At 37.1% G+C, this 18,545-nt stretch carries 19 protein-coding genes, 1 tRNA gene, 1 pseudogene and 1 riboswitch; of the genes and pseudogenes, 5 read left to right on the top strand and 16 right to left on the bottom strand.

The window, feature by feature from the left end:
- Window positions 1-24: 24 nt before the first annotated feature.
- The 8 genes and pseudogenes from AC3E9F_RS02840 to AC3E9F_RS02805 form a co-directional block, all read right to left on the bottom strand.
- Complete coding sequence (locus AC3E9F_RS02840; RefSeq protein ID WP_070678187.1) at window positions 25-468, bottom strand: GNAT family N-acetyltransferase; 444 nt, start codon at window positions 466-468, stop codon at window positions 25-27.
- A 9-nt stretch (window positions 469-477) separates the two neighbouring features.
- Window positions 478-1,752 (bottom strand): DUF2130 domain-containing protein, encoded by a 1,275-nt coding sequence (locus AC3E9F_RS02835; protein ID WP_263393669.1) that lies wholly within the window; start codon window positions 1,750-1,752, stop codon window positions 478-480.
- A gap of 80 nt (window positions 1,753-1,832) precedes the next feature.
- Window positions 1,833-2,630: a formate/nitrite transporter family protein gene (locus AC3E9F_RS02830; RefSeq protein WP_263393670.1), complete on the bottom strand. Its 798-nt coding sequence runs from the start codon at window positions 2,628-2,630 to the stop codon at window positions 1,833-1,835.
- 254 nt (window positions 2,631-2,884) lie between these two features.
- Window positions 2,885-3,181, bottom strand: a pseudogene (locus AC3E9F_RS02825) (formate/nitrite transporter family protein); the annotation flags it as partial.
- Window positions 3,163-3,291 carry a hypothetical protein gene (locus AC3E9F_RS02820; protein ID WP_490672784.1) on the bottom strand — a complete coding sequence of 43 codons (129 nt, stop codon included), beginning with the start codon at window positions 3,289-3,291 and terminating at the stop codon, window positions 3,163-3,165. The gene AC3E9F_RS02820 and the pseudogene AC3E9F_RS02825, both read right to left, overlap by 19 nt.
- 122 nt (window positions 3,292-3,413) lie before the next feature.
- Window positions 3,414-4,043 carry a hypothetical protein gene (locus tag AC3E9F_RS02815; protein WP_263393671.1) on the bottom strand — a complete coding sequence of 210 codons (630 nt, stop codon included), beginning with the start codon at window positions 4,041-4,043 and terminating at the stop codon, window positions 3,414-3,416.
- Window positions 4,044-4,109: 66 nt separating this feature from the next.
- Window positions 4,110-4,526: a hypothetical protein gene (locus AC3E9F_RS02810; RefSeq protein WP_075228357.1), complete on the bottom strand. Its 417-nt coding sequence runs from the start codon at window positions 4,524-4,526 to the stop codon at window positions 4,110-4,112.
- Window positions 4,527-4,644: 118 nt separating this feature from the next.
- Complete coding sequence (locus AC3E9F_RS02805) at window positions 4,645-5,154, bottom strand: QueT transporter family protein (RefSeq protein WP_214261998.1); 510 nt, start codon at window positions 5,152-5,154, stop codon at window positions 4,645-4,647.
- Window positions 5,152-5,249, bottom strand: a riboswitch (PreQ1 riboswitch). Its footprint overlaps the gene before it by 3 nt.
- 28 nt (window positions 5,250-5,277) lie before the next feature.
- Here AC3E9F_RS02805 and AC3E9F_RS02800 point away from each other — a divergent pair.
- The 3 genes from AC3E9F_RS02800 to AC3E9F_RS02790 all read left to right on the top strand — a co-directional run bounded on the left by AC3E9F_RS02800 (window position 5,278) and on the right by AC3E9F_RS02790 (window position 6,342).
- Window positions 5,278-5,712, top strand: coding sequence for a GtrA family protein (locus AC3E9F_RS02800; RefSeq protein ID WP_263393672.1), 435 nt, complete (start codon window positions 5,278-5,280; stop codon window positions 5,710-5,712).
- 70 nt (window positions 5,713-5,782) lie between these two features.
- Window positions 5,783-6,163: a large conductance mechanosensitive channel protein MscL gene (gene mscL / locus AC3E9F_RS02795; protein ID WP_247921584.1), complete on the top strand. Its 381-nt coding sequence runs from the start codon at window positions 5,783-5,785 to the stop codon at window positions 6,161-6,163.
- A gap of 107 nt (window positions 6,164-6,270) precedes the next feature.
- Window positions 6,271-6,342: transfer RNA gene (locus AC3E9F_RS02790), tRNA-Arg, on the top strand.
- A gap of 45 nt (window positions 6,343-6,387) precedes the next feature.
- Here the strand turns inward: AC3E9F_RS02790 and AC3E9F_RS02785 are convergent.
- The 4 genes from AC3E9F_RS02785 to AC3E9F_RS02770 all read right to left on the bottom strand — a co-directional run bounded on the left by AC3E9F_RS02785 (window position 6,388) and on the right by AC3E9F_RS02770 (window position 11,713).
- Complete coding sequence (locus tag AC3E9F_RS02785; protein ID WP_490672783.1) at window positions 6,388-7,554, bottom strand: MFS transporter; 1,167 nt, start codon at window positions 7,552-7,554, stop codon at window positions 6,388-6,390.
- Window positions 7,555-7,629: 75 nt separating this feature from the next.
- Window positions 7,630-8,493 (bottom strand): XRE/MutR family transcriptional regulator, encoded by an 864-nt coding sequence (locus tag AC3E9F_RS02780; protein WP_490672782.1) that lies wholly within the window; start codon window positions 8,491-8,493, stop codon window positions 7,630-7,632.
- A 1-nt stretch (window position 8,494) separates the two neighbouring features.
- Window positions 8,495-10,396: an ABC transporter ATP-binding protein gene (locus tag AC3E9F_RS02775; RefSeq protein WP_263393675.1), complete on the bottom strand. Its 1,902-nt coding sequence runs from the start codon at window positions 10,394-10,396 to the stop codon at window positions 8,495-8,497.
- A gap of 78 nt (window positions 10,397-10,474) precedes the next feature.
- Window positions 10,475-11,713 (bottom strand): DUF4352 domain-containing protein, encoded by a 1,239-nt coding sequence (locus tag AC3E9F_RS02770; protein WP_263393676.1) that lies wholly within the window; start codon window positions 11,711-11,713, stop codon window positions 10,475-10,477.
- A 237-nt stretch (window positions 11,714-11,950) separates the two neighbouring features.
- On the opposite strand from AC3E9F_RS02770, the gene AC3E9F_RS02765 reads away from it, so the two are divergent.
- Entirely contained in the window at window positions 11,951-13,669 is a 1,719-nt protein-coding gene (locus AC3E9F_RS02765) for a phospho-sugar mutase (RefSeq protein ID WP_263393677.1), read from the top strand.
- A gap of 249 nt (window positions 13,670-13,918) precedes the next feature.
- A complete protein-coding gene (locus AC3E9F_RS02760) occupies window positions 13,919-14,266 on the top strand; it encodes a DUF6568 family protein (protein ID WP_263393678.1) in 348 nt (115 codons plus the stop codon).
- A 36-nt stretch (window positions 14,267-14,302) separates the two neighbouring features.
- Here the strand turns inward: AC3E9F_RS02760 and AC3E9F_RS02755 are convergent, their stop codons facing one another.
- The 4 genes from AC3E9F_RS02755 to mutY form a co-directional block, all read right to left on the bottom strand.
- Complete coding sequence (locus AC3E9F_RS02755; RefSeq protein ID WP_263393679.1) at window positions 14,303-15,112, bottom strand: MBL fold metallo-hydrolase; 810 nt, start codon at window positions 15,110-15,112, stop codon at window positions 14,303-14,305.
- A gap of 1 nt (window position 15,113) precedes the next feature.
- Complete coding sequence (vicK, locus tag AC3E9F_RS02750; protein WP_263393680.1) at window positions 15,114-16,463, bottom strand: cell wall metabolism sensor histidine kinase VicK; 1,350 nt, start codon at window positions 16,461-16,463, stop codon at window positions 15,114-15,116.
- The gene (gene yycF / locus AC3E9F_RS02745) at window positions 16,456-17,160 is read right to left on the bottom strand and encodes a response regulator YycF (RefSeq protein WP_490672781.1); all 705 of its coding nucleotides are present in this window, start codon (window positions 17,158-17,160) and stop codon (window positions 16,456-16,458) included. The genes vicK and yycF overlap by 8 nt, the downstream gene beginning before the upstream one ends.
- Window positions 17,161-17,228: 68 nt before the next feature.
- A complete protein-coding gene (mutY, locus tag AC3E9F_RS02740) occupies window positions 17,229-18,389 on the bottom strand; it encodes an A/G-specific adenine glycosylase (RefSeq protein WP_263393681.1) in 1,161 nt (386 codons plus the stop codon).
- Window positions 18,390-18,545 lie beyond the last annotated feature (156 nt).

Genomic DNA, 18,545 nt, shown 5'->3' with positions numbered 1-18,545 from the left:
TTCCCTCTACTATTTTATCATAATCTATTTATGTGGAGTTTTTAAATGCAAGGCAAAGCCGGCAGTCACTTTTTCAAATCCAACTGCCTGATAAAAATGATGTGCAGCATTTCGTTCAGCGGTTAATCCACTATTTAAAGCCAGTGCCTCAACTCCTTCTTTTATCGCTTGTTTTTTCAATTCATCGATTAGCCTACTAGCAATTCCTTGCCGTCTCGTTTCTTTTGCAACTGACAAAGCTAAAATACGATAGTAAGATCCATCTGCTTCAAAAAAGAAGAGCTTTGCATAACCTAAAAAACCTAAAATTTCTCCGTTTTTTTCAGCTAGAAGACAGCCATAATGTGGTTGAGAAAGAATCATTTCTAAACGTCGAGACAGCTTAGAAGCGGTCGTTGGATAGCCCAAGTCTTCGTATAAAGACAGTAGGGCCTCAGCATCTTTCATGGTTGCTTTTCGTATCTGCATAGGATCCTCCTATTCTCCCCTTAGTTCTTCAAATTTCGCTTTCATAGTTGGATTCTTCCGAGTCAATTTTTTTACAGAAACATCATCCAACTTATTGTTTGCGAGGCGGAGTTGGTTTTCTGATGTGGTCAAGAATTTCTTGACCTCTTCCATGCGTTTGATGGCCTTGTCGATTTCGTCAATAGCCTTACCGAAGTTGACAGATGCTGAATTGTAGTTTTTAGCAAAGGCAACCTTGAAGGCGTCTAGGTCTTCTTCAAAGTGGGTGATGTCAATATTTTGCTCACGGATAAGTGCTAGTTCTTGCTTGTATTTAAGAGAGTTAAGAGCCGCATTGCGTAAGAGACCAATCAACTGGATAAAGAACTGAGGACGAACGACGTACATCTTCTCATACTCGTGGCTAACATCCACAATCCCTGTGTTGAAGTAGTCATTATCAGCTTCAAGCATAGTCACTAATACGGCATACTCACAGTTCTTTTCTCGACGATCCTTGTCCAACTCCTTGTAGAAATCGGCATTCTTATGCTTTTTCTCAGTTCCATCCGCTTCATTTTTCATCTCAAACATGATGGAAATGAATTCTAGCCCATTTTCATCAAAATCACGGAAGATAAAGTCTCCTTTAGACCCACGAGCAGAAACCTTGTTGTCCTTTTCGAAATAAGCGTTTGGAAAGGCAAAGCTACGGACCTTGTTAAACTCACTTTCCGCATACTGCTCCAGACTTTCCCCAATGGCCTTGGTTGATTGTTGAGCCTTGAAATTCTTGTAAAACTCAACCTGCTCACTAGCCGCCTTGAGCTGTGCTTCATAGTTTTGTTTCACCGAAGCAAGAGAAAGCTCGTTTTCTTTTTCTTGTAAAAGAAGCTGATTTTTGACCTGATCTCTTTCTTTCTCTAGATTAGACAGTGTCTTTTGCAGTTGGTTTTCATGCTCTAAACGTAAGGTAGCCAGCTGGTTCTCAAGTGCTTGAACTTCTTTTTCTTTCTCTAGCAAACTTTGGCTAGCGGTTTGCTCTACTTCTTTTTTCGCCAATTCTTTTTCGGTATCAAACTGTTGAATCTGGTTTTGTAACTGGGCAATTTCTTGGTCTTTTTGCGCTAGTTTTGTCTGCTGTTCATTCATGGCTTTTTGCTCAGCCAAGGCCAACTCTTGCTTCATGCGTTCATGCAATTCCTTATCAAACTCTACAGTTCGAACTTGAGAAATCAGCTCTGCATATTGGCTTTCATTAACTGTAAAAACTTCCCCACAATTTGGACATTTAATTTCGTTCATGATTTTCCTCTGTATTTAACATTACTACATTCATTATAGCATGGATAAACAAAAAGAAAAAGTTGGAATCAATCCAACTTTTAATCTACGTATGTATCTTCGTTCTTGTTTAAGAAGGCATAAGGCAATCCCATCAGTAGACCACCTCCTATAAAGTTACCAATAAAGGTTACACCCCAGTGACGAAGAATATTTCCAATACCGAAGTTTGCGATTGAATCAGCAGCAACACTGAACTTCACAATCGCAAATGAAGCAAAGTTTGCGGCGATGTGCTCATTTGTTAAGAATACAAACATGTAAATGGCTGATAGAACCAACCAAAGTTTTGCACCACCATCTTTAACCAAAACAAATGAAAGAATGGCGATGTTTACAAAGATATTAGCTAGAATACCTTCAAGTAAAACTAGTTCATTAGAGCGTCCCAACTTCATTTCTACAACTCCAGAAATAAAGCTATCATGTGTTAGATTAGCGTAAGCTGCTGAATGAGCAAATCCCCAACCAGCGATAAGTGCACCAATTAAGTTAAAGAAAGTACAATATAGAAGAATTTCAGCTGTTTTTCTCCAGCTAATTTTTTTCAAAAAACTACCCGCTGTTAAGAACATCATGTTTGACGTTACCAATTCAGTATTCAAGAAGACAATGTAAGCCAACCCCCAAGCGAAAACAAATGGGAAGAGGAAACGTCCACTACCTGGTGCAATCTTATTGATCAAATCAGCACCTACAGCTCCTGCTGCTGTACTGAAGGTAAGGAAAGCACCTGCAAACATTGAACGAATCGCATACTTAAATTTACTATTCGAATAAAGACTTTCCTTTTTCTTACAAGCAAATTCGATTTTTGAAATAAATTCTGATGAGACCATATAAACTCCTAAAACTTTTATTTGTGAATATTATAACATAAAATCGATATAATGGGAAGGCTTTCCTAAATCAATCACTAATATTTTTTAAAATTATCGGAATCGTTTACACTCTTGTAGTTTTAAGGTTTTAGACTTCTAATATCACTGAAAACAATTCCTGAACTTCTAGAACTATTTATTATAATTAATATATTTTTAACTAAAATAAAAGAGAGAAACCTAGCATTTCTCCCCACTTCATTTGATAATTTTTAGTCTACATAAGTCTCTTCATTTTTATTTAAAAAGGCATATGGTAATCCAATCAAGAAACCACCACCTATTAAGTTAGCAACAAAGGTGACACCCCAATGACGGAGAATATTTGCGATTTCGAAATGCTGAACTTAATTAGAAACAATGCTAAATTTAACAATACTAAATGACGCAAAATTTGCAGCAATGTGCTCGTTTGATAAAAATACACACATAGAAATTGCTGACAATATAATCCAAAGTTTTGCAGACGCATCCTTGACTAAGATTGAAGTTAGGATAAGGTTAAAAAAGCACCTGCAAACATTGAACGGATAGCATATTTGAACTTGCTTTGATTAAAAAGACTTTCCTTCTTACGACAATAATAATCTATCTTCAAAACGAACTCTGAAGAACTCATAAAAACTCCTAAAAATTTTCTGTTACTATTATAATATAAAAAACTTTAAGAAAATAAAGATTTTTTCTTATTTGGGATTATTAAAGTAAGATATGGAAACTCTTATCCATGCTAGAAATGAATTAGTTGCCAAAGTCCATGATTTTTTCTCTACTCATTCCAACAAGATCTGAAACCCATAAACCGACAATATCTGACAAGATAGAATCACAAAGATATTCATCCTCACCATGACCATATTTACAAGTGAATAGAGGAGTTCTTATCGCTGATTGATAAAAATTGAAGGCTAACTCTTGCAGTTTTTCTGGCTGAAATTCAAGTCCCAACTCTTGTGCAAGTCCAGCTCTCACTTTATCCCACAATTCACCTTTTGACTGGTAGTTTTCTCGTGCTTTGTTAATAAATCCCTGACAGAATTTTGACAACAAATCCTTGTTTTGATAGAGTAACCGACAGGAAAAGTCTGAGATAGAACCAGCATGAAGTAAGAAAGTAAGCAAGTCATCAAGGCTTTCTGCTACCCGACCAACTTGGCCTTCACTCCCTATAAAGCCAATACTCTGATCCTCAAGAATTACAAATTCTCCCCCACTACCGTCTTTAGCAAAGGCTATGGGCCAAAGAGAAAAAACTTCATTGTTCTGAGAAAATTCAACCTCTTTCAACTGGTCATAAAAGAGAATATCGCATTCTTGCATCAATAAAATTCTTAGTTGTTTATCTTCTCTTATTACTTGTAGTTGATTCATATTAGCTACTCTCCTAGCTTTGACAACTGTCACAAGTGACAACAATCCAATTTTAGCAATCGACTCTTAATAATAATAATAGATTTTAATATGGCACTTCTTGGCCACATTGGCAAGATTTTTCAATAACTCCTCGTTTCTTTTGCTTTTTCCAAAATGAAAAGTAAAAGATTTTCCATCTTTCCTTGTAAAGTACAGATGATACCTGTCCCCATTCATTCTTCTCCCTCGAACGTAATCAATATCAATCTGTCTAATTTCAGCTAGAGGAACAATCCTTTTTCTAAAAAGAATAATCGTGTGAATGTATAATCTTCCCTTTGCAATATGAAAAGGATCCAACATACTCCCACCACTTTTTAAAGATGTCTTAACTCTTTGGAAAAAAAGATAGAAATAAAATAGTGCTAAAAAAATTAACAAAAATCTAATGACCTGATTTTTCCAAAGGACTTCAAAAACTGAAATACGATAACCATACATATTAAAATAATTCCTTTTTTCTTTATTATACCACTTTTGTTGAAAGGCTAGGTTTATAGACAAAGAAAAAAGGCTGAACAAAGTTCAGCCTTTTTTACGAATTGTTGATAAGATATCTTTATCTAGTCAAATCAATACGTTGACCAATTTTACCAATGATAATTGCTCCGACAATTAGTGATGCGAATTCCCCGATACCAGTAGTAAACCATGTAAAGAAGAATGGTGCTTCAGCTACAATTGATAATTCAGCAGCAATTGTTACCATTGAAATTGAAAAAAGAATTGAAAAGAAGAAATGATCTTTACGAATCAATCCATTAAATAGATAGTCTTTACTGTATTTGCTAAACAACAAAACTCCTAAACTTAGGAAGACGAGTGTTGAGCCGCCACCAACAGCGACATCAATGAGTCCAAAACTGAAGAAATTAGCAATCATACATCCAAGCGTAACACCGATAATGTACTTAGGATTATAAAAAGCTAGGAAATTCATCATTTCAGAAATACGGAATTGGTAAGCACCGTAGCTGATAGCATTGAGTGGTGGTGTGATAGTCAAAACCACATAAATAGCTGCGACAATGGCAATGTCAGCCAAATCGCGGACAGTAAGTTTTTTCATGTTTTCTCCTTTAGCGGCTCCCCCGCGTTTAATATGCTTGGTGAAAGAAGCTAAGCACCAAGGGTTGAACAAGTCAACTTTATTAGTATAGCACATTTAAAGGCTTTATGCTATACTAATCTTATGAAAAGATACATTAAAAAATTCTTCGATAATGAAATTTTGTCTTATTTATTTTTCGGCGTTGCTACTACTGTTGTTTCTGTAGGGACTCGCATGATTATTTTTTACTTGACACAGCAAGAATTAACAGCTACTGCTCTAGGTAATATAACCGGTATCCTATTTGCTTTCTTCACGAATGACACTATTGTTTTTAAACAAAAACGAGCAAATTGGTTTAGACGTCTTATCAAATTCTCAGGAGCTAGACTTTTTACCTTCTTACTTGATATGGTATTAACCTTTATCTTTGTCACTGAATTTCCTCATATTATTGGTCAATTTGTAGGTGATGATATTAATATAATTAACACAATTGAAATAGGGTTTGCTCAAGTTACAATTGTTGTTTTAAATTACCTATTTAGCAAGCTTTTTGTTTTTAAAAATAAATGAGCGCTTTTCTTGCATTCAACATAGATTTACGATATAATTTAGACTGAAAAATTTCGAAAGGAAAAAGATTATGTTAAAGGATCTTAAAGATTTCTTGCTCCGTGGCAACGTCGTTGACCTTGCTGTCGGTGTGATCATCGCCACTGCTTTTGGTGCTATCATCAATTCATTTGTTAATGATATCATCACTCCACTTCTATTGAACCCAGCCTTGGAAGCTGCGCATGTACAAAACATTGCTGAGCTTGCTTGGAATGGTGTTACATATGGTAAATTCTTGAGCGCTGTTATTAACTTTGTTGTAATTGGTACTGTTCTCTTCTTCATGATTAAAGTTATTGAGAAAGCTCAAAACCTTCGTAAGAAAGAGGAAGTTGCTGAAGAAGCTCCAGCTGGTCCAACTGAATTGGAAGTTCTTCAAGAAATCAAAGCACTTCTTGAAAAAAAATAAACATTTAAAAGGATTTAGATATTGTCTAAATCCTTTTTTATTGGGAAAATTAATGTTTAGATGACTCTTGAGTTACACCATCTTTTTTGATATAATGAGGGAAGTTTCCACCCTTAGTGTAATGGATATCACGTAAGATTCCGGTTCTTGAGATGGGGGTTCGATTCCCTCAGGGTGGATAGATATAAACGAAAAAGCAACGGTTTACGTTGCTTTTTTCTATATTAATCTTGTCTTTGAATATAGATCATTGATACCAACGAAAGTAAAATAACTCCAAGTCCGATGATTAAAAAGGAAACTAATTGCACACTTGGTAGAAATGTCATCAAACCTTTCGCAACCGGCATAAAGAGAATTGCCAGTGTAAAAATGGTACTCAATACCCTCCCCAGATAGTCTCCATCAACCTTGATCTGTACCTGAGTGAAAAAGTGAATATTAAAAATTGTCATAAAGAGTTCACAAACTAGGTTTCCTGAAAAAGTAAGAAAATTAGGCAGTGGTAAGCCCATCATGAAAACTCCTACTCCTGTGAGGATCAATAAGAACAAAAGTGTATTCATACTCGATTTAAATTTATTGGCTATCAGTGCTCCGATGATTGAGCCAATTGCACCCATGGTTAAGATAGTTGCATAGGCTCCTTCTACACCATAGAGTTTATTTGAAAAAGGGAGCAAAAACTCAAAAGCTGCAAAAAAGAAATTCACACTGGAAGCCACTAACAAGAGAAAGAAAATTTCTTTTTGATGCCAGATATAGTGCAAGCCATCTTTGATATCTGCAAAAATATCTTTCCCTGTAAAACTCTTCTGCTCTTGAACCTTTGGTTCTTCTTTGGGAAGTAAAGACACTAGGGCAAAAGCGATGAAAAAGGTCAAAGCATCTAATAAGAGCGTCAGATGGAGACTTGCAAATTGTAAAACAAGGAAAGAAACCACAGGAGAACTAACACTAACTACCTGCAAAACTAACTCTAAGCGTGAATTGTAAGTCACTATCTCGTTTTTTTCTACAACTTCTGTGATAATAGCTTTATTGGCAGTTCGAGAAAATGCAAAGGCAATGGCTTGAACAATATTAGCAAAGATCAAAGCTCCAATCATCCAGCTGTCGTTCCTTATAAAAGAAATAGCCAGACAAAGAATTCCACAAACCAAGTCTGTTGTCATCAAAATCTTGCGACGGGAAAAACGATCTGAAATCACTCCACCAAAAGGATTGACTAGAATGGATGTAACGAGTTCTGAAATCTGATAAATCCCTAGAACAGTTTGCCCAATCGTTCCCATCGATGCCAACCAGACGCTATTTCCATAATCATAGAGCATATTTCCTATCTTGTTTATAGCTCCACAACTAATTAACTGTACTGCGTATCGATTCATAAAAACTCCTCTCAAATTTTGAAACTATTGTATCAAAACTTGAAGGAGTTTCTCATTTTTCCCTTATTTGGGAAATTAATTTTTTACAAATTTATCGTAATGTTCCTGATAGTAAGCTACCTGCTCTGGAAGATCAAGCAGGTCAAAAATATGCATTGCTTCCTGCATTTGCTTACAACCTTCTTTTTTTTGCCCCTTCTGATAAAGGGCAAAGCCTTTAAGAAAGTGGAAAACATTACGCTCATAGAGTTTGATGCTCTTACCTATGATCTTCTCTATATAAGCTTCAAAGTAGTTGGCATTTTCAAAAGCAAGATGTTCTAAACAATGCTGGTAACAATTAAGGGCTAAAATCAAGACCAGTTTTCGATGGCGTCCAATTTCTTTGTAGAAATCCTCCCTTTCCATCACTTCTCTACCAAGCCGAGTAACATATTCCACATCATAAAAGCTATAGAGATTGCCAAAGAGGATCAACTCATACATGGTCCATTCATCTGTTTGGAAAAGATAATCTGCTACCTTATCCAGATCACCTTGCTTCATAGTGAAGCTAGCATCTCTTTGACAAATCAAACCTTGTAACAAAATCCAGTTCAGCTCAAAATAGAGGGGATTTGTTGAACTCTTAGCCTTTTCAAGTTGTTCTTCTTGAAGTTTTTGAAAACCTGCAATATCATTTGAGTAGTAAAGTGGAATAATCTGAGCCATCAATCCGACATGCTTGTGATGTTGAAAATTTCTAGTCTTATCCATAAAATTCTCAATCGTCACGTGAATATTATCTAATATTTCAAAGAAACGAGATGTAGCCAGATCCGACTCCCCCAATTCAAAGCGGGATAATTGGGAGGTCGAACAGGCATCTCCTGCAGCTTCTTTTAGAGAATAATTTTTACTGATTCGAAATTCACGAAAAACTTTTCCAAGATTTTCCATCTTACACCTGCTCCGACAATTCTTCCCACTCAAGCATAGCTTCTTCCTGGCGCTGACTAATCTTATCTAGTTCAGCTTGCAATTGCATGAGTTCATCCGCATCATTGGTTGTATGCATTTGTTCAGAAATAGCTTGGGCTTGATTTTCTAATTCTTCGATTTCTGCCTCTAGGTTTTCGATTTGTCTCATTAACTTACGAAGTTCTTTTTGACTTTCTTTTTGTGCTTGGTAATCATTAACTGGAGTTTCTTCATTTTTATTGCTATCAACTAACGTTGCCACTACTTTGCTAACTTCTATCTCTGCTTTCTTTTCGACATAATAGTCATAATCACCAAGATAGAGGGTTGAGCCATTTTCAGATAATTCAAGAACATGAGTTGCTACTCGGTTGATAAAATAACGGTCATGACTGACAAAGAGTAAAGTCCCATCAAAGTCAATCAGGGCATTTTCCAAGACTTCCTTGCTATCGATATCCAAGTGGTTTGTCGGCTCATCAAGTATCAGAAAGTTATTGTTTTCCATGGACAGTTTAGCCAGCAACAAGCGAGCTTTTTCTCCACCTGAAAGCATGCCAACTGATTTCTTGACATCGTCCCCTGAGAAAAGGAATGCCCCCAAGCGATTACGGATTTCTACTTCTGGCGTTAATTTGAAATCATTCCAAAGTTCATCTAAAACTGTATTGCTTGGTGTCAACTTACTTTGAGTTTGATCATAGTAGCCAACTTCAACATTTGCACCGAAACGTTTCTCACCCTTTATAAAAGGAAGCTGATCAACAATAGACTTGATAAAGGTTGTCTTCCCGATACCATTAGGACCAACTATTGCAACAGCATTCATCTTACGAAGGTCCAGGTTGATCGGTTCAGATAAGATTTCCCCATCATAGCCAATAGCAGCATTTTCAACTGTCAAAACGACATTACCAGATACTTTATCAGAATGGAAGGTCATATTAGCTGATTTATTCCCAGCTTCAGGCTTGTCTAAACGCTCCATCTTTTCCAGTTGTTTACGTCTAGATTGGGCACGCTTGGTTGTCGATGCTCGAACGAGATTTCGGTTAACAAAGTCTTCTAAAGCAGCAATTTCCTTCTGTTGCTTTTCGTAGTTCTTAGCTTCAGTCAGTAACTTCTGTTCTTTCTGATTCACAAAGCTTGAGTAGTTCCCTACGTATCTATCTAAAGAATGTTTGGTTAAGTCCAAGGTAATTGTTGCTACCTTATCCAAAAAATATCGGTCGTGACTGACGATAATGAGAGCACCGCTATAGTTTACAAGGTAGTTTTCTAGCCAAGCAATCGTTTCAATATCCAGGTGGTTGGTTGGCTCATCCAAAACCAAGAGATTTGGCTTTTCAAGGAGCATTTTGGCTAGCGCTAATCGTGTATTTTGCCCTCCAGAAAGCTCAGCGATTCGCATATGCCACATAGACTCGTCAAACTTAAAACCATTTAAAATGGAGCGAATATCGGCTTCATAGGTAAATCCTCCAGCCTGACGGAATTCTTCAGATAGACGATCGTAGTCTGACATGATCTTATCGAGATCTGCACCTGTCTTTTCCCCCATCTCCAGTTCCATTTGGCGAAGCTGTTTCTCTGTAGTACGTAAGTCGTCAAAGACGTGAAGCATTTCGTCATAGATAGTATTTTCTGATTCAAATCGACTATCCTGTGCTAAGTAAGAAAGGGAAATGTCTTTTTTCTTATTAATCTCACCAGAAGTTGGCTCTTCTTCCCCGACTAATATCTTTAATAGTGTCGACTTACCTGCTCCATTTTTCCCAACGAGAGCAATACGATCTCTTTCATCTACTTGTAGATTAATATTTTCAAATAGAACATCGCCTGCAAAAGAACGTTCGATTTTATTAGCTTGTAAAATAATCATGTAACTATTTTACTATCTTTTTCCGTTTTTCACAATTCCAATAAAAAAGTTCGAGCTTTAAACTCGAACTTTTAAATTTTAATAACCGATACCACCACGGAATGTACGTGCCATATCTTTTAAGTTATAGTTCTTAGAAGATGTGTCGATTGTCCATTTACCATCTTTCTTAGTCATCTTGATTTCGTAACCTTCTTTTTGCATATTATCGCTAGTATCAAGAGGAGTTGAATCAAATTGACTTGGTGCATTTTCTAAAATGTACTTCTCACCAGCTTTCATAGCTTCTGAGTAGTTGCTGTATTTACCTTTGTTTTCTTCATAGAATTTACGGCTCAATTCATGAACATTCAAGTTATCCAAATCGATTGTTTCAGGTCTTACATAGATAACTGCATAGTCTGGCAAGTAAGTTTTTACTTTGTAATCAACTTTTGCTCGTTTTGCATTTGCTTTGATGTACGCTTCTGCAAATGTACGAAGTTCAGAATCAGAAGGCTTGTAGTTGTAGAATCCTTTACCAAATGACTCGATGAATTTCTTGATAAATTCTTCTCTATCAGCCTTCACGTCATTTGTGATCACATCAGAGTCGCTTGAAGATTTTTTGTCATCTGATTTTTTGTCTTCAGACTTATTACCATCTTTCTTTTCTTCAGATTTCTTATCGTCTGATTTCTTGTTGTCTGATTTTTTATCTTCAAGCGCGACGATTTGAGTTTTATCATTAGTAAAGCTTACGTTTGATGCACCACCAGTGTTTTCACCATCTAGGTAAACAGCATCAACATATTTTTTCATAGCTTCTTTGGCTTCATCAATAGTGTCTTCGTATTGGCTTGGGTCAACCTTGATAGCTACGTCATTTTTACCTTTTTTATTTTCTTTTACATCATCGTAAAAGCTTGGCGCAAAGTGAAGTTCATACTTAGCATCTTTATCAACTTCATAAACTACATAACCAGCAACACTCTTGCCTTTAGAGAGGCTATCTCCGTATGACATGAATTTTGTTTTACTGTCAGATTCATAAATTTGAATTGGTTCAACTTTTTCATCTTTTTCGTTATAAAGTGTGATATCTTGGCTGGTAAAACTAAACTGTTTATCACGATTGTTTTTAATTTCTACTTGAAGAGCAAGATAGTGTGATGATGAATCTTCATCTTTTGGTAAGACATACATACCGTCTTTAACAGAAACTTCAAAGTTTGAGTTAGATGCAGTACCATTGTCACTTGCTTTCTTACTATTTCCACAAGCTACCAATGCTAAAGCAGTCAAAACTAAAGCAGAATGCTTAAGAACCTTTTTCATAATAGAAAATCTCCTTTTTTTATTTATTATATTGTACCATACAGTCAAAAATTTTCAAACCAGAAACAGGAAATCGCTTTAAAAATATTGTAAATTTTTAAATATAATAAATATCTACTCATTCTATGATTAAAATGAAACTTAAATTCAAATAACTGAGCCACGCTAACGTTTTACTAAAACTTTAAATAGTGGTATAATGAAGGCGATTAGATTATATATTAAAGGAGAAATCTTATGACTTACCAAGAAAACTTCCAAAAATGGGCTGATTTCGCTGACCTACCAGATTACCTTCGTCGTGATTTGGAAAGCATGGATGAAAAAACAAAGGAAGACGCCTTTTACACAAACCTTGAATTTGGTACTGCTGGTATGCGTGGTTTGATTGGTGCTGGTACAAACCGCATTAATATCTATGTTGTTCGCCAAGCAACTGAAGGTTTGGCTCGTTTAATCGAATCAAAAGGTGGAAACGAAAAAGATCGTGGTGTTGCCATCGCTTATGATAGCCGTCACTTCTCTCCAGAATTTGCCTTTGAATCAGCAGCAGTTCTTGCAAAACACGGTATTAAATCATATGTCTTTGAAAGTCTCCGTCCAACTCCAGAACTTTCATTTGCTGTTCGTCACCTCAACTGTTTTGCAGGAATCATGATTACAGCTAGTCACAACCCAGCTCCATTTAACGGATACAAGGTTTACGGTGAAGATGGTGGCCAAATGCCTCCACACGATGCAGACGCTTTGACTACTTATATCCGTGCGATCGAAAATCCATTTGCTGTGGAAGTCGCTGATGTTGAGGCTGAAAAAGCATCTGGTTTGATTGAAGTTATTGGTGAATCAATCGATGCAGAATATCTCAAAGAAGTTAAAGATGTGAACATTAACCCTACTTTGATTGAAGAATTTGGTAAAGACATGAAGATTGTCTACACTCCACTTCACGGTACTGGGGAAATGTTGGCTCGTCGTGCTCTTGCTCAAGCAGGATTTGATTCAGTACAAGTCGTTGAAGCTCAAGCAATTCCAGATCCAGATTTCTCTACTGTTAAATCTCCAAACCCAGAAAACCAAGCGGCCTTTGCCCTTGCTGAAGAACTTGGTCGTCAAGTTGGTGCAGATGTTCTTGTCGCAACTGACCCTGACGCAGACCGTGTCGGTGTTGAAGTCCTTCAAAAAGATGGCAGCTACCTTAACCTTTCAGGTAACCAAATCGGTGCTATCATGGCTAAGTACATCTTGGAAGCCCACAAAAACGCTGGAACCCTTCCAGAAAATGCAGCCCTTTGCAAATCAATTGTTTCAACTGACTTGGTAACTAAGATTGCTGAAAGCTACGGCGCAACCATGTTTAACGTCTTGACTGGTTTCAAATTTATCGCTGAAAAAATCCAAGAATTTGAAGAAAAACACAATCACACTTACATGATGGGATTTGAAGAAAGCTTCGGTTACTTGATCAAACCATTCGTACGTGATAAAGACGCTATCCAAGCTGTCCTTGTTGTTGCTGAACTTGCAGCCTACTACCGCTCTCGTGGTTTGACACTTGCTGACGGTATCGAAGAAATCTACAAAGAGTACGGCTACTATGCTGAAAAGACAATCTCTGTTACTCTTTCTGGTGTTGACGGGGCTGAGCAAATCAAAGCCATTATGGCGAAATTCCGTGAAAACGGTCCAAAAGAGTTCAATGGAACTGCCATCGCTGTCGTTGAAGACTTCAAGGCTCAAACTGCTACTGCTGCTGACGGAACTGTTACAAACTTGACAACTCCTCCAAGTGATGTTTTGAAATACACACTTGCTGACGGTTCATGGATTGCTGTTCGCCCTTCAGGAACAGAACCAAAAATCAAGTTTTACATTGCAGTTGTAGGTGAAACTAACGAAGATTCACAAACTAAGATCGCAAACATCGAAGCTGAAATCAATGCTTTTGTAAGGTAAGAAACATAAAGAGGCTGGGCATAGAGCATCCAGCCTCTTATAAGTTATAACAGCAAGACGCAGTAGCTGATTGGCATCTTTGTTCGACTTTTAAGCTCCAAAGATGATCTAATCAGCCTTGCGGGGGTGGGACAACGAACGATTTTTAGTCAAAATTCGTTCTGTCCCACTCCCTTTTTCGTATCAAATCTAAGCATTTTTAAAGACTTTATGGCATACTAGATTTATCAATGAAAAAGAGGTAAACTCATGGAACAATTTTTAGAAAATATTAAAGATCTTGAAGTGACAACTGTTGCTCGTGCTCAAGAAGCTCTTGATAAAAAAGAAACTGCAACATTCTTTATCGGGCGTAAAACTTGTCCTTACTGCCGAAAATTTGCTACAACATTAGCAGGCGTGGTTACTGAAACTAAAGCTCACATCTATTTCATTAATAGTGAAGAACCAAGTCAACTTGAAGCTTTGCGAGATTTCCGTTCACGCTATGAAATTCCAACTGTACCAGGATTCGTTCATATTTCAAATGGACAAATCAAAGTCCGCTGTGACTCTTCAATGTCGGCTCAAGAAATCAAAGAATTCGCTGGATTGTAAAAATCATTAAAAAAAGAAGGCAATAGACCTTCTTTTTTATATATCTGACAGTGGTGTTGCAGTATCAGGAGATGTATCGTAAACTTGAAAGTCCACTCCTACTCCTAGGTCTGCTTGCGCTAACTGATTGACCATGGTCATGTGAGCTAGCTCCTTGATATTATTCTCTTTAGATAAATGTCCTAGGTAAATCTTCTTGGTGCGATTACCTAGTGTGCGAATCATGGCATCGGCTCCATCTTCATTTGAGAGGTGACCAAGATCAGACAGAATCCTTTGCTTGAGTCGCCAAGCATAAGATCCAGCTCTCAGAATCTCGACATCGTGATTAGATTCAATCAAGTAGCCATCTGCATTCTCGACAATGCCAGCCATACGGTCACTGACATAACCTGTATCCGTCAGCATAACAAAGCTCTTGTCATCCTTCATAAAACGGTAGAATTGGGGAGCAACTGCATCATGGCTAACTCCAAAACTCTCAATGTCGATATCTCCAAATGTTTTAGTTTTCCCCATTTCAAAGATATGCTTTTGTGAAGAGTCAACTTTACCTAGATACTTACTATTTTCCATAGCTTGCCAGGTTTTATCATTGGCGTAAAGATCCATGCCATACTTACGGGCTAAAACTCCGACACCGTGAATATGGTCAGCATGCTCATGCGTAATCAAAATAGCATCCAAATCTTCTGGTTTACGATTGATTTCACCCAATAAGCTTGTAATTTTTTTGCCAGATAAGCCGGCATCTACTAAAATCTTTTTCTTAGGGGTTTCTAGATAAAAGGAATTTCCACTAGAACCCGATGCTAAAATACTATATTTAAAGCCTGTTTCACTCATTCTAGTCTTCTACTTCATCCTCCCATACTTCTTCTTTTACAGCATCATTATCATAAGGAAGAACAATGGTAAAGGTTGAACCCTTGCCATATTCACTCTTGGCCCAGATAAAACCATTGTGTTGTTTGATGATTTCTTTTGCTATTGCAAGACCTAAACCAGTCCCACCTTGGGCACGACTTCTAGCCTTATCAACCCTGTAGAAACGGTCAAAAATCTTCGGTAAATCTTCTTTAGGAATTCCAAGTCCTTGATCCGAAATTGATAAAATCATCTGGTCATCTGTGGTTTTCATACTAACTGTAATTTTACCACCATCTGGAGAATATTTGATAGCATTATTTAAAATATTATCAATTACCTGAGTCATCTTATCTGTATCAATTTCAATCCAGACCGATGTAATCGGATAATCCCGAACCAACTCGTATTTTTTTTCTTCATCCTGCGTTCGCATCTTGTCGAAACGATTAAGGATAAATGTGATGAATGCTGTGAAGTTAATCAACTCAACATCCAAATGACCGGTTGCATTATCAATGCGCGAAAGATGCAAGAGGTCCGTTACCATTCGCATCATGCGGTTAGTCTCATTTAGAGATACTTTGATAAAATCAGGAGCAACAGGTTCATATAATGCACCCTCATCCAAGGCTTCTAGGTAAGATTTTACACTGGTCAAAGGAGTTCGCAATTCATGACTAACATTTGAAACGAATAGTCTTCTCTCGCGTTCTTCTTTCTCTTGTTCAGTCGTATCATGTAGGACTGCTACCAAACCAGAGATAAAGCCAGATTCTCTACGAATCAAGGCAAAACGCACACGCAAGCTGACGTACTCCCCATTTACATTTTGGGAATAAATCATCAATTCAGGACTTTGAGTAATCAAGTCTCTCAGTTCATACTCATCTTCAATCTTGAGCAACTCTAAAATGTTCTGATTGAGCGCATCATCACTTTCGATCCCAAGTTGTCTTTTAGCCATATCATTAATCATAGTGATTTGACCACGACGATTGGTTGCAAGAACCCCATCTGTCATATATGACAGGATACTATGCAATCTTTTACTTTCCTGCTCAAGGTTTTCTTGAGTTAGACGAATAACTTCAGACAAATCATTTAAGTTATTCGTAATGTTAGTGATTTCAGTATTCCCCTGCATATCTAATACCTGAGAATAATCACCAGCAATTAAATCTTTAATCTTTTGATTTAACTGTTTGAGTCGAATATTATCTCTACGGCCTTCAAGCAAGAGAAAGCTAACAAGCATGATAAAACCAATTAATATGAGTACAAAGACGAAATCTCTGGTTAAAATTGTTTGTTTAATTATATCAATCATTATTTCTCATATAATAACCCACACCACGACGAGTTAAGATATATTCAGGTCTACTTGGTGTATCTTCAATCTTCTCACGTAGACGTCTAATGGTAACATCGACAGTACGAACATCACCAAAATAGTCATAGCCCCAAACAGTCTCAAGGAGATGTTCACGGGTAATAACTTGACTAAGATGAGAAGCTAAGTGATGCAACAACTCAAACTCTCTGTGAGTTAGGTCCAATTCTTCTCCATATTTTTTGGCTACATAAGCATCTGGAAGAATCTCTAAATCTCCAATTTGAAGACTTTGTAATTTAGTATCTTCCTCTTGGTTATCTACTGCTACTAACTCCGTACGACGAAGAAGAGCCTTAACACGCGCTTGTAGCTCACGATTTGAAAATGGCTTAGTCACATAATCATCCGCCCCAAGCTCAAGACCAATAACCTTATCAAACTCACTATCTTTTGCTGAAAGCATGATAATTGGAACACTGCTTGTCTTGCGAATTGTTTTAGCCACTTCAAGACCATCAATCTCTGGGAGCATCAAATCCAAGATAATAATATCTGGTTTTTCAGCTTCGAACAGCTCAATTGCTTCGCGTCCATTAAAGGCTGTAATCACTTCATAGCCTTCCTTGGTCATATTAAACTTAATAATATCTGAGATTGGTTTTTCATCATCTACAATCAATATTTTTTTCATATAGTCACCTTTTTCCTTGTATCAATTATACCAAAAAAATGCAAAGAAGACACGAAAGACTAGTGTTGTCAGCATCTTTTTGAATACTCTTGCCAAATTTTTTGCTGAGGTTTTGCAAGTGGGTAGAGGTCAAACTCTTCAGGAGTTAACCAAACTACCTCTTTATCACAATATTCTTTGCTATCAACTACTTGCCCGGATAGGATTCGTACATGCCACTTTCGATGACTAAAGACATGTTTCACTTCTTCAAAATGAGTATCCTGCCAGTCAACCTCTAAATCATAATCCTGCTCAAAACTGTCTTGAGGTGATGGACCGAATTGCAGTGATGCTTCGGAAACCTGATTAAAGAGATTTAACTCTTCTTCGTCTTTTGAAAATTCATCTACCTCAATCAAGGGGAAATGCCAAAATCCAGCGAGTAACTTTTCACTTTCATTCTTTTCTAGTAAAAACTGTCCTTTAGCATTTTGAACAACTAAGGCATTTAGATAAATGGGAACGGGCTTTTTCTTTGGCGCTTTAATGGGATAGCGATCCATAGTCCCGTGCTGATAAGCTGCGCTAAATTCCTTAATTGGACTATCTTGAGGCCTAGGATTGACCGGCGCTTCAATATCAGAACCTAAATCCATCAAAGCCTGATTAAAATCACCTGGACGATTTGGATCAATTAAGATTTCCATCATTGCTTGAAATATCTTGCGATTTGAAGGATTTCCAATATCATGATTCACTTCAAAAAGGCGAGCTAAAACACGCATGACATTCCCATCTACTGCAGGTTGTGGAAGATTAAAGGCAATACTTGAAATAGCACCCGCCGTATAAGGACCAATCCCCTTCAAACTTGAAATACCTTCGTAAGTTGATGGAAACTCTCCATTAAATTCGTTCATAATCTGCTGAGCTGCTGCTTGCATATTGCGAACACGCGAATAATATCCGAGACCTTCCCACGCCTTTAATAAGTCTTCTTCAGGTGCAGTTGCTAAACTCTCTACAATTGGAAATCTTTCTAAAAAACGTTCGTAATAGGGAATAACTGTATCAACTCTTGTCTGCTGCAACATGATTTCAGATACCCAGATATGGTAAGGATTTTTGCTTCTTCTCCAAGGTAAATCTCGTCTATTTTCATCATACCAGGCTAACAGTTTTTGACGGAAAGAGAGAATTTTCTCCTCTTCCCACATGGTCACACCGTATTTCTCCAAATCTAACATATATCTAGTATAGCATAACCTTAGAGGATACTCAAAAAATGAAAATTGTCCTTGTTTTAGAATTGGCTCTCTTATCATGTCTGACTATAAGTCATATCTCTACTCTTTCTGTTATTTTCTATGATTTTTTGATATAATGACTCTTGAATGATTCTT

The organism is Streptococcus sp. SCPM-O-B-15277 (M60) (genome assembly GCF_058200335.1).
The sequence above is the reverse complement of the archived record's forward strand: the minus strand, read 5'-3'. Positions and strand labels throughout refer to the sequence as shown.

Bases quoted from the DNA above. Each gene is read 5' to 3' on its own strand.
- AC3E9F_RS02840 (WP_070678187.1), bottom strand. From the start codon at position 468: ATGCAGATACGAAAAGCAACCATGAAAGATGCTGAGGCCCTACTGTCT.
- AC3E9F_RS02835 (WP_263393669.1), bottom strand. From the start codon at position 1,752: ATGAACGAAATTAAATGTCCAAATTGTGGGGAAGTTTTTACAGTTAAT.
- AC3E9F_RS02830 (WP_263393670.1), bottom strand. From the start codon at position 2,630: ATGGTCTCATCAGAATTTATTTCAAAAATCGAATTTGCTTGTAAGAAA.
- AC3E9F_RS02820 (WP_490672784.1), bottom strand. From the start codon at position 3,291: ATGAGTTCTTCAGAGTTCGTTTTGAAGATAGATTATTATTGTCGTAAG.
- AC3E9F_RS02815 (WP_263393671.1), bottom strand. From the start codon at position 4,043: ATGAATCAACTACAAGTAATAAGAGAAGATAAACAACTAAGAATTTTA.
- AC3E9F_RS02810 (WP_075228357.1), bottom strand. From the start codon at position 4,526: ATGTATGGTTATCGTATTTCAGTTTTTGAAGTCCTTTGGAAAAATCAG.
- AC3E9F_RS02805 (WP_214261998.1), bottom strand. From the start codon at position 5,154: ATGAAAAAACTTACTGTCCGCGATTTGGCTGACATTGCCATTGTCGCA.
- AC3E9F_RS02800 (WP_263393672.1), top strand. From the start codon at position 5,278: ATGAAAAGATACATTAAAAAATTCTTCGATAATGAAATTTTGTCTTAT.
- mscL (WP_247921584.1), top strand. From the start codon at position 5,783: ATGTTAAAGGATCTTAAAGATTTCTTGCTCCGTGGCAACGTCGTTGAC.
- AC3E9F_RS02785 (WP_490672783.1), bottom strand. From the start codon at position 7,554: ATGAATCGATACGCAGTACAGTTAATTAGTTGTGGAGCTATAAACAAG.
- AC3E9F_RS02780 (WP_490672782.1), bottom strand. From the start codon at position 8,493: ATGGAAAATCTTGGAAAAGTTTTTCGTGAATTTCGAATCAGTAAAAAT.
- AC3E9F_RS02775 (WP_263393675.1), bottom strand. From the start codon at position 10,396: ATGATTATTTTACAAGCTAATAAAATCGAACGTTCTTTTGCAGGCGAT.
- AC3E9F_RS02770 (WP_263393676.1), bottom strand. From the start codon at position 11,713: ATGAAAAAGGTTCTTAAGCATTCTGCTTTAGTTTTGACTGCTTTAGCA.
- AC3E9F_RS02765 (WP_263393677.1), top strand. From the start codon at position 11,951: ATGACTTACCAAGAAAACTTCCAAAAATGGGCTGATTTCGCTGACCTA.
- AC3E9F_RS02760 (WP_263393678.1), top strand. From the start codon at position 13,919: ATGGAACAATTTTTAGAAAATATTAAAGATCTTGAAGTGACAACTGTT.
- AC3E9F_RS02755 (WP_263393679.1), bottom strand. From the start codon at position 15,112: ATGAGTGAAACAGGCTTTAAATATAGTATTTTAGCATCGGGTTCTAGT.
- vicK (WP_263393680.1), bottom strand. From the start codon at position 16,463: ATGATTGATATAATTAAACAAACAATTTTAACCAGAGATTTCGTCTTT.
- yycF (WP_490672781.1), bottom strand. From the start codon at position 17,160: ATGAAAAAAATATTGATTGTAGATGATGAAAAACCAATCTCAGATATT.
- mutY (WP_263393681.1), bottom strand. From the start codon at position 18,389: ATGTTAGATTTGGAGAAATACGGTGTGACCATGTGGGAAGAGGAGAAA.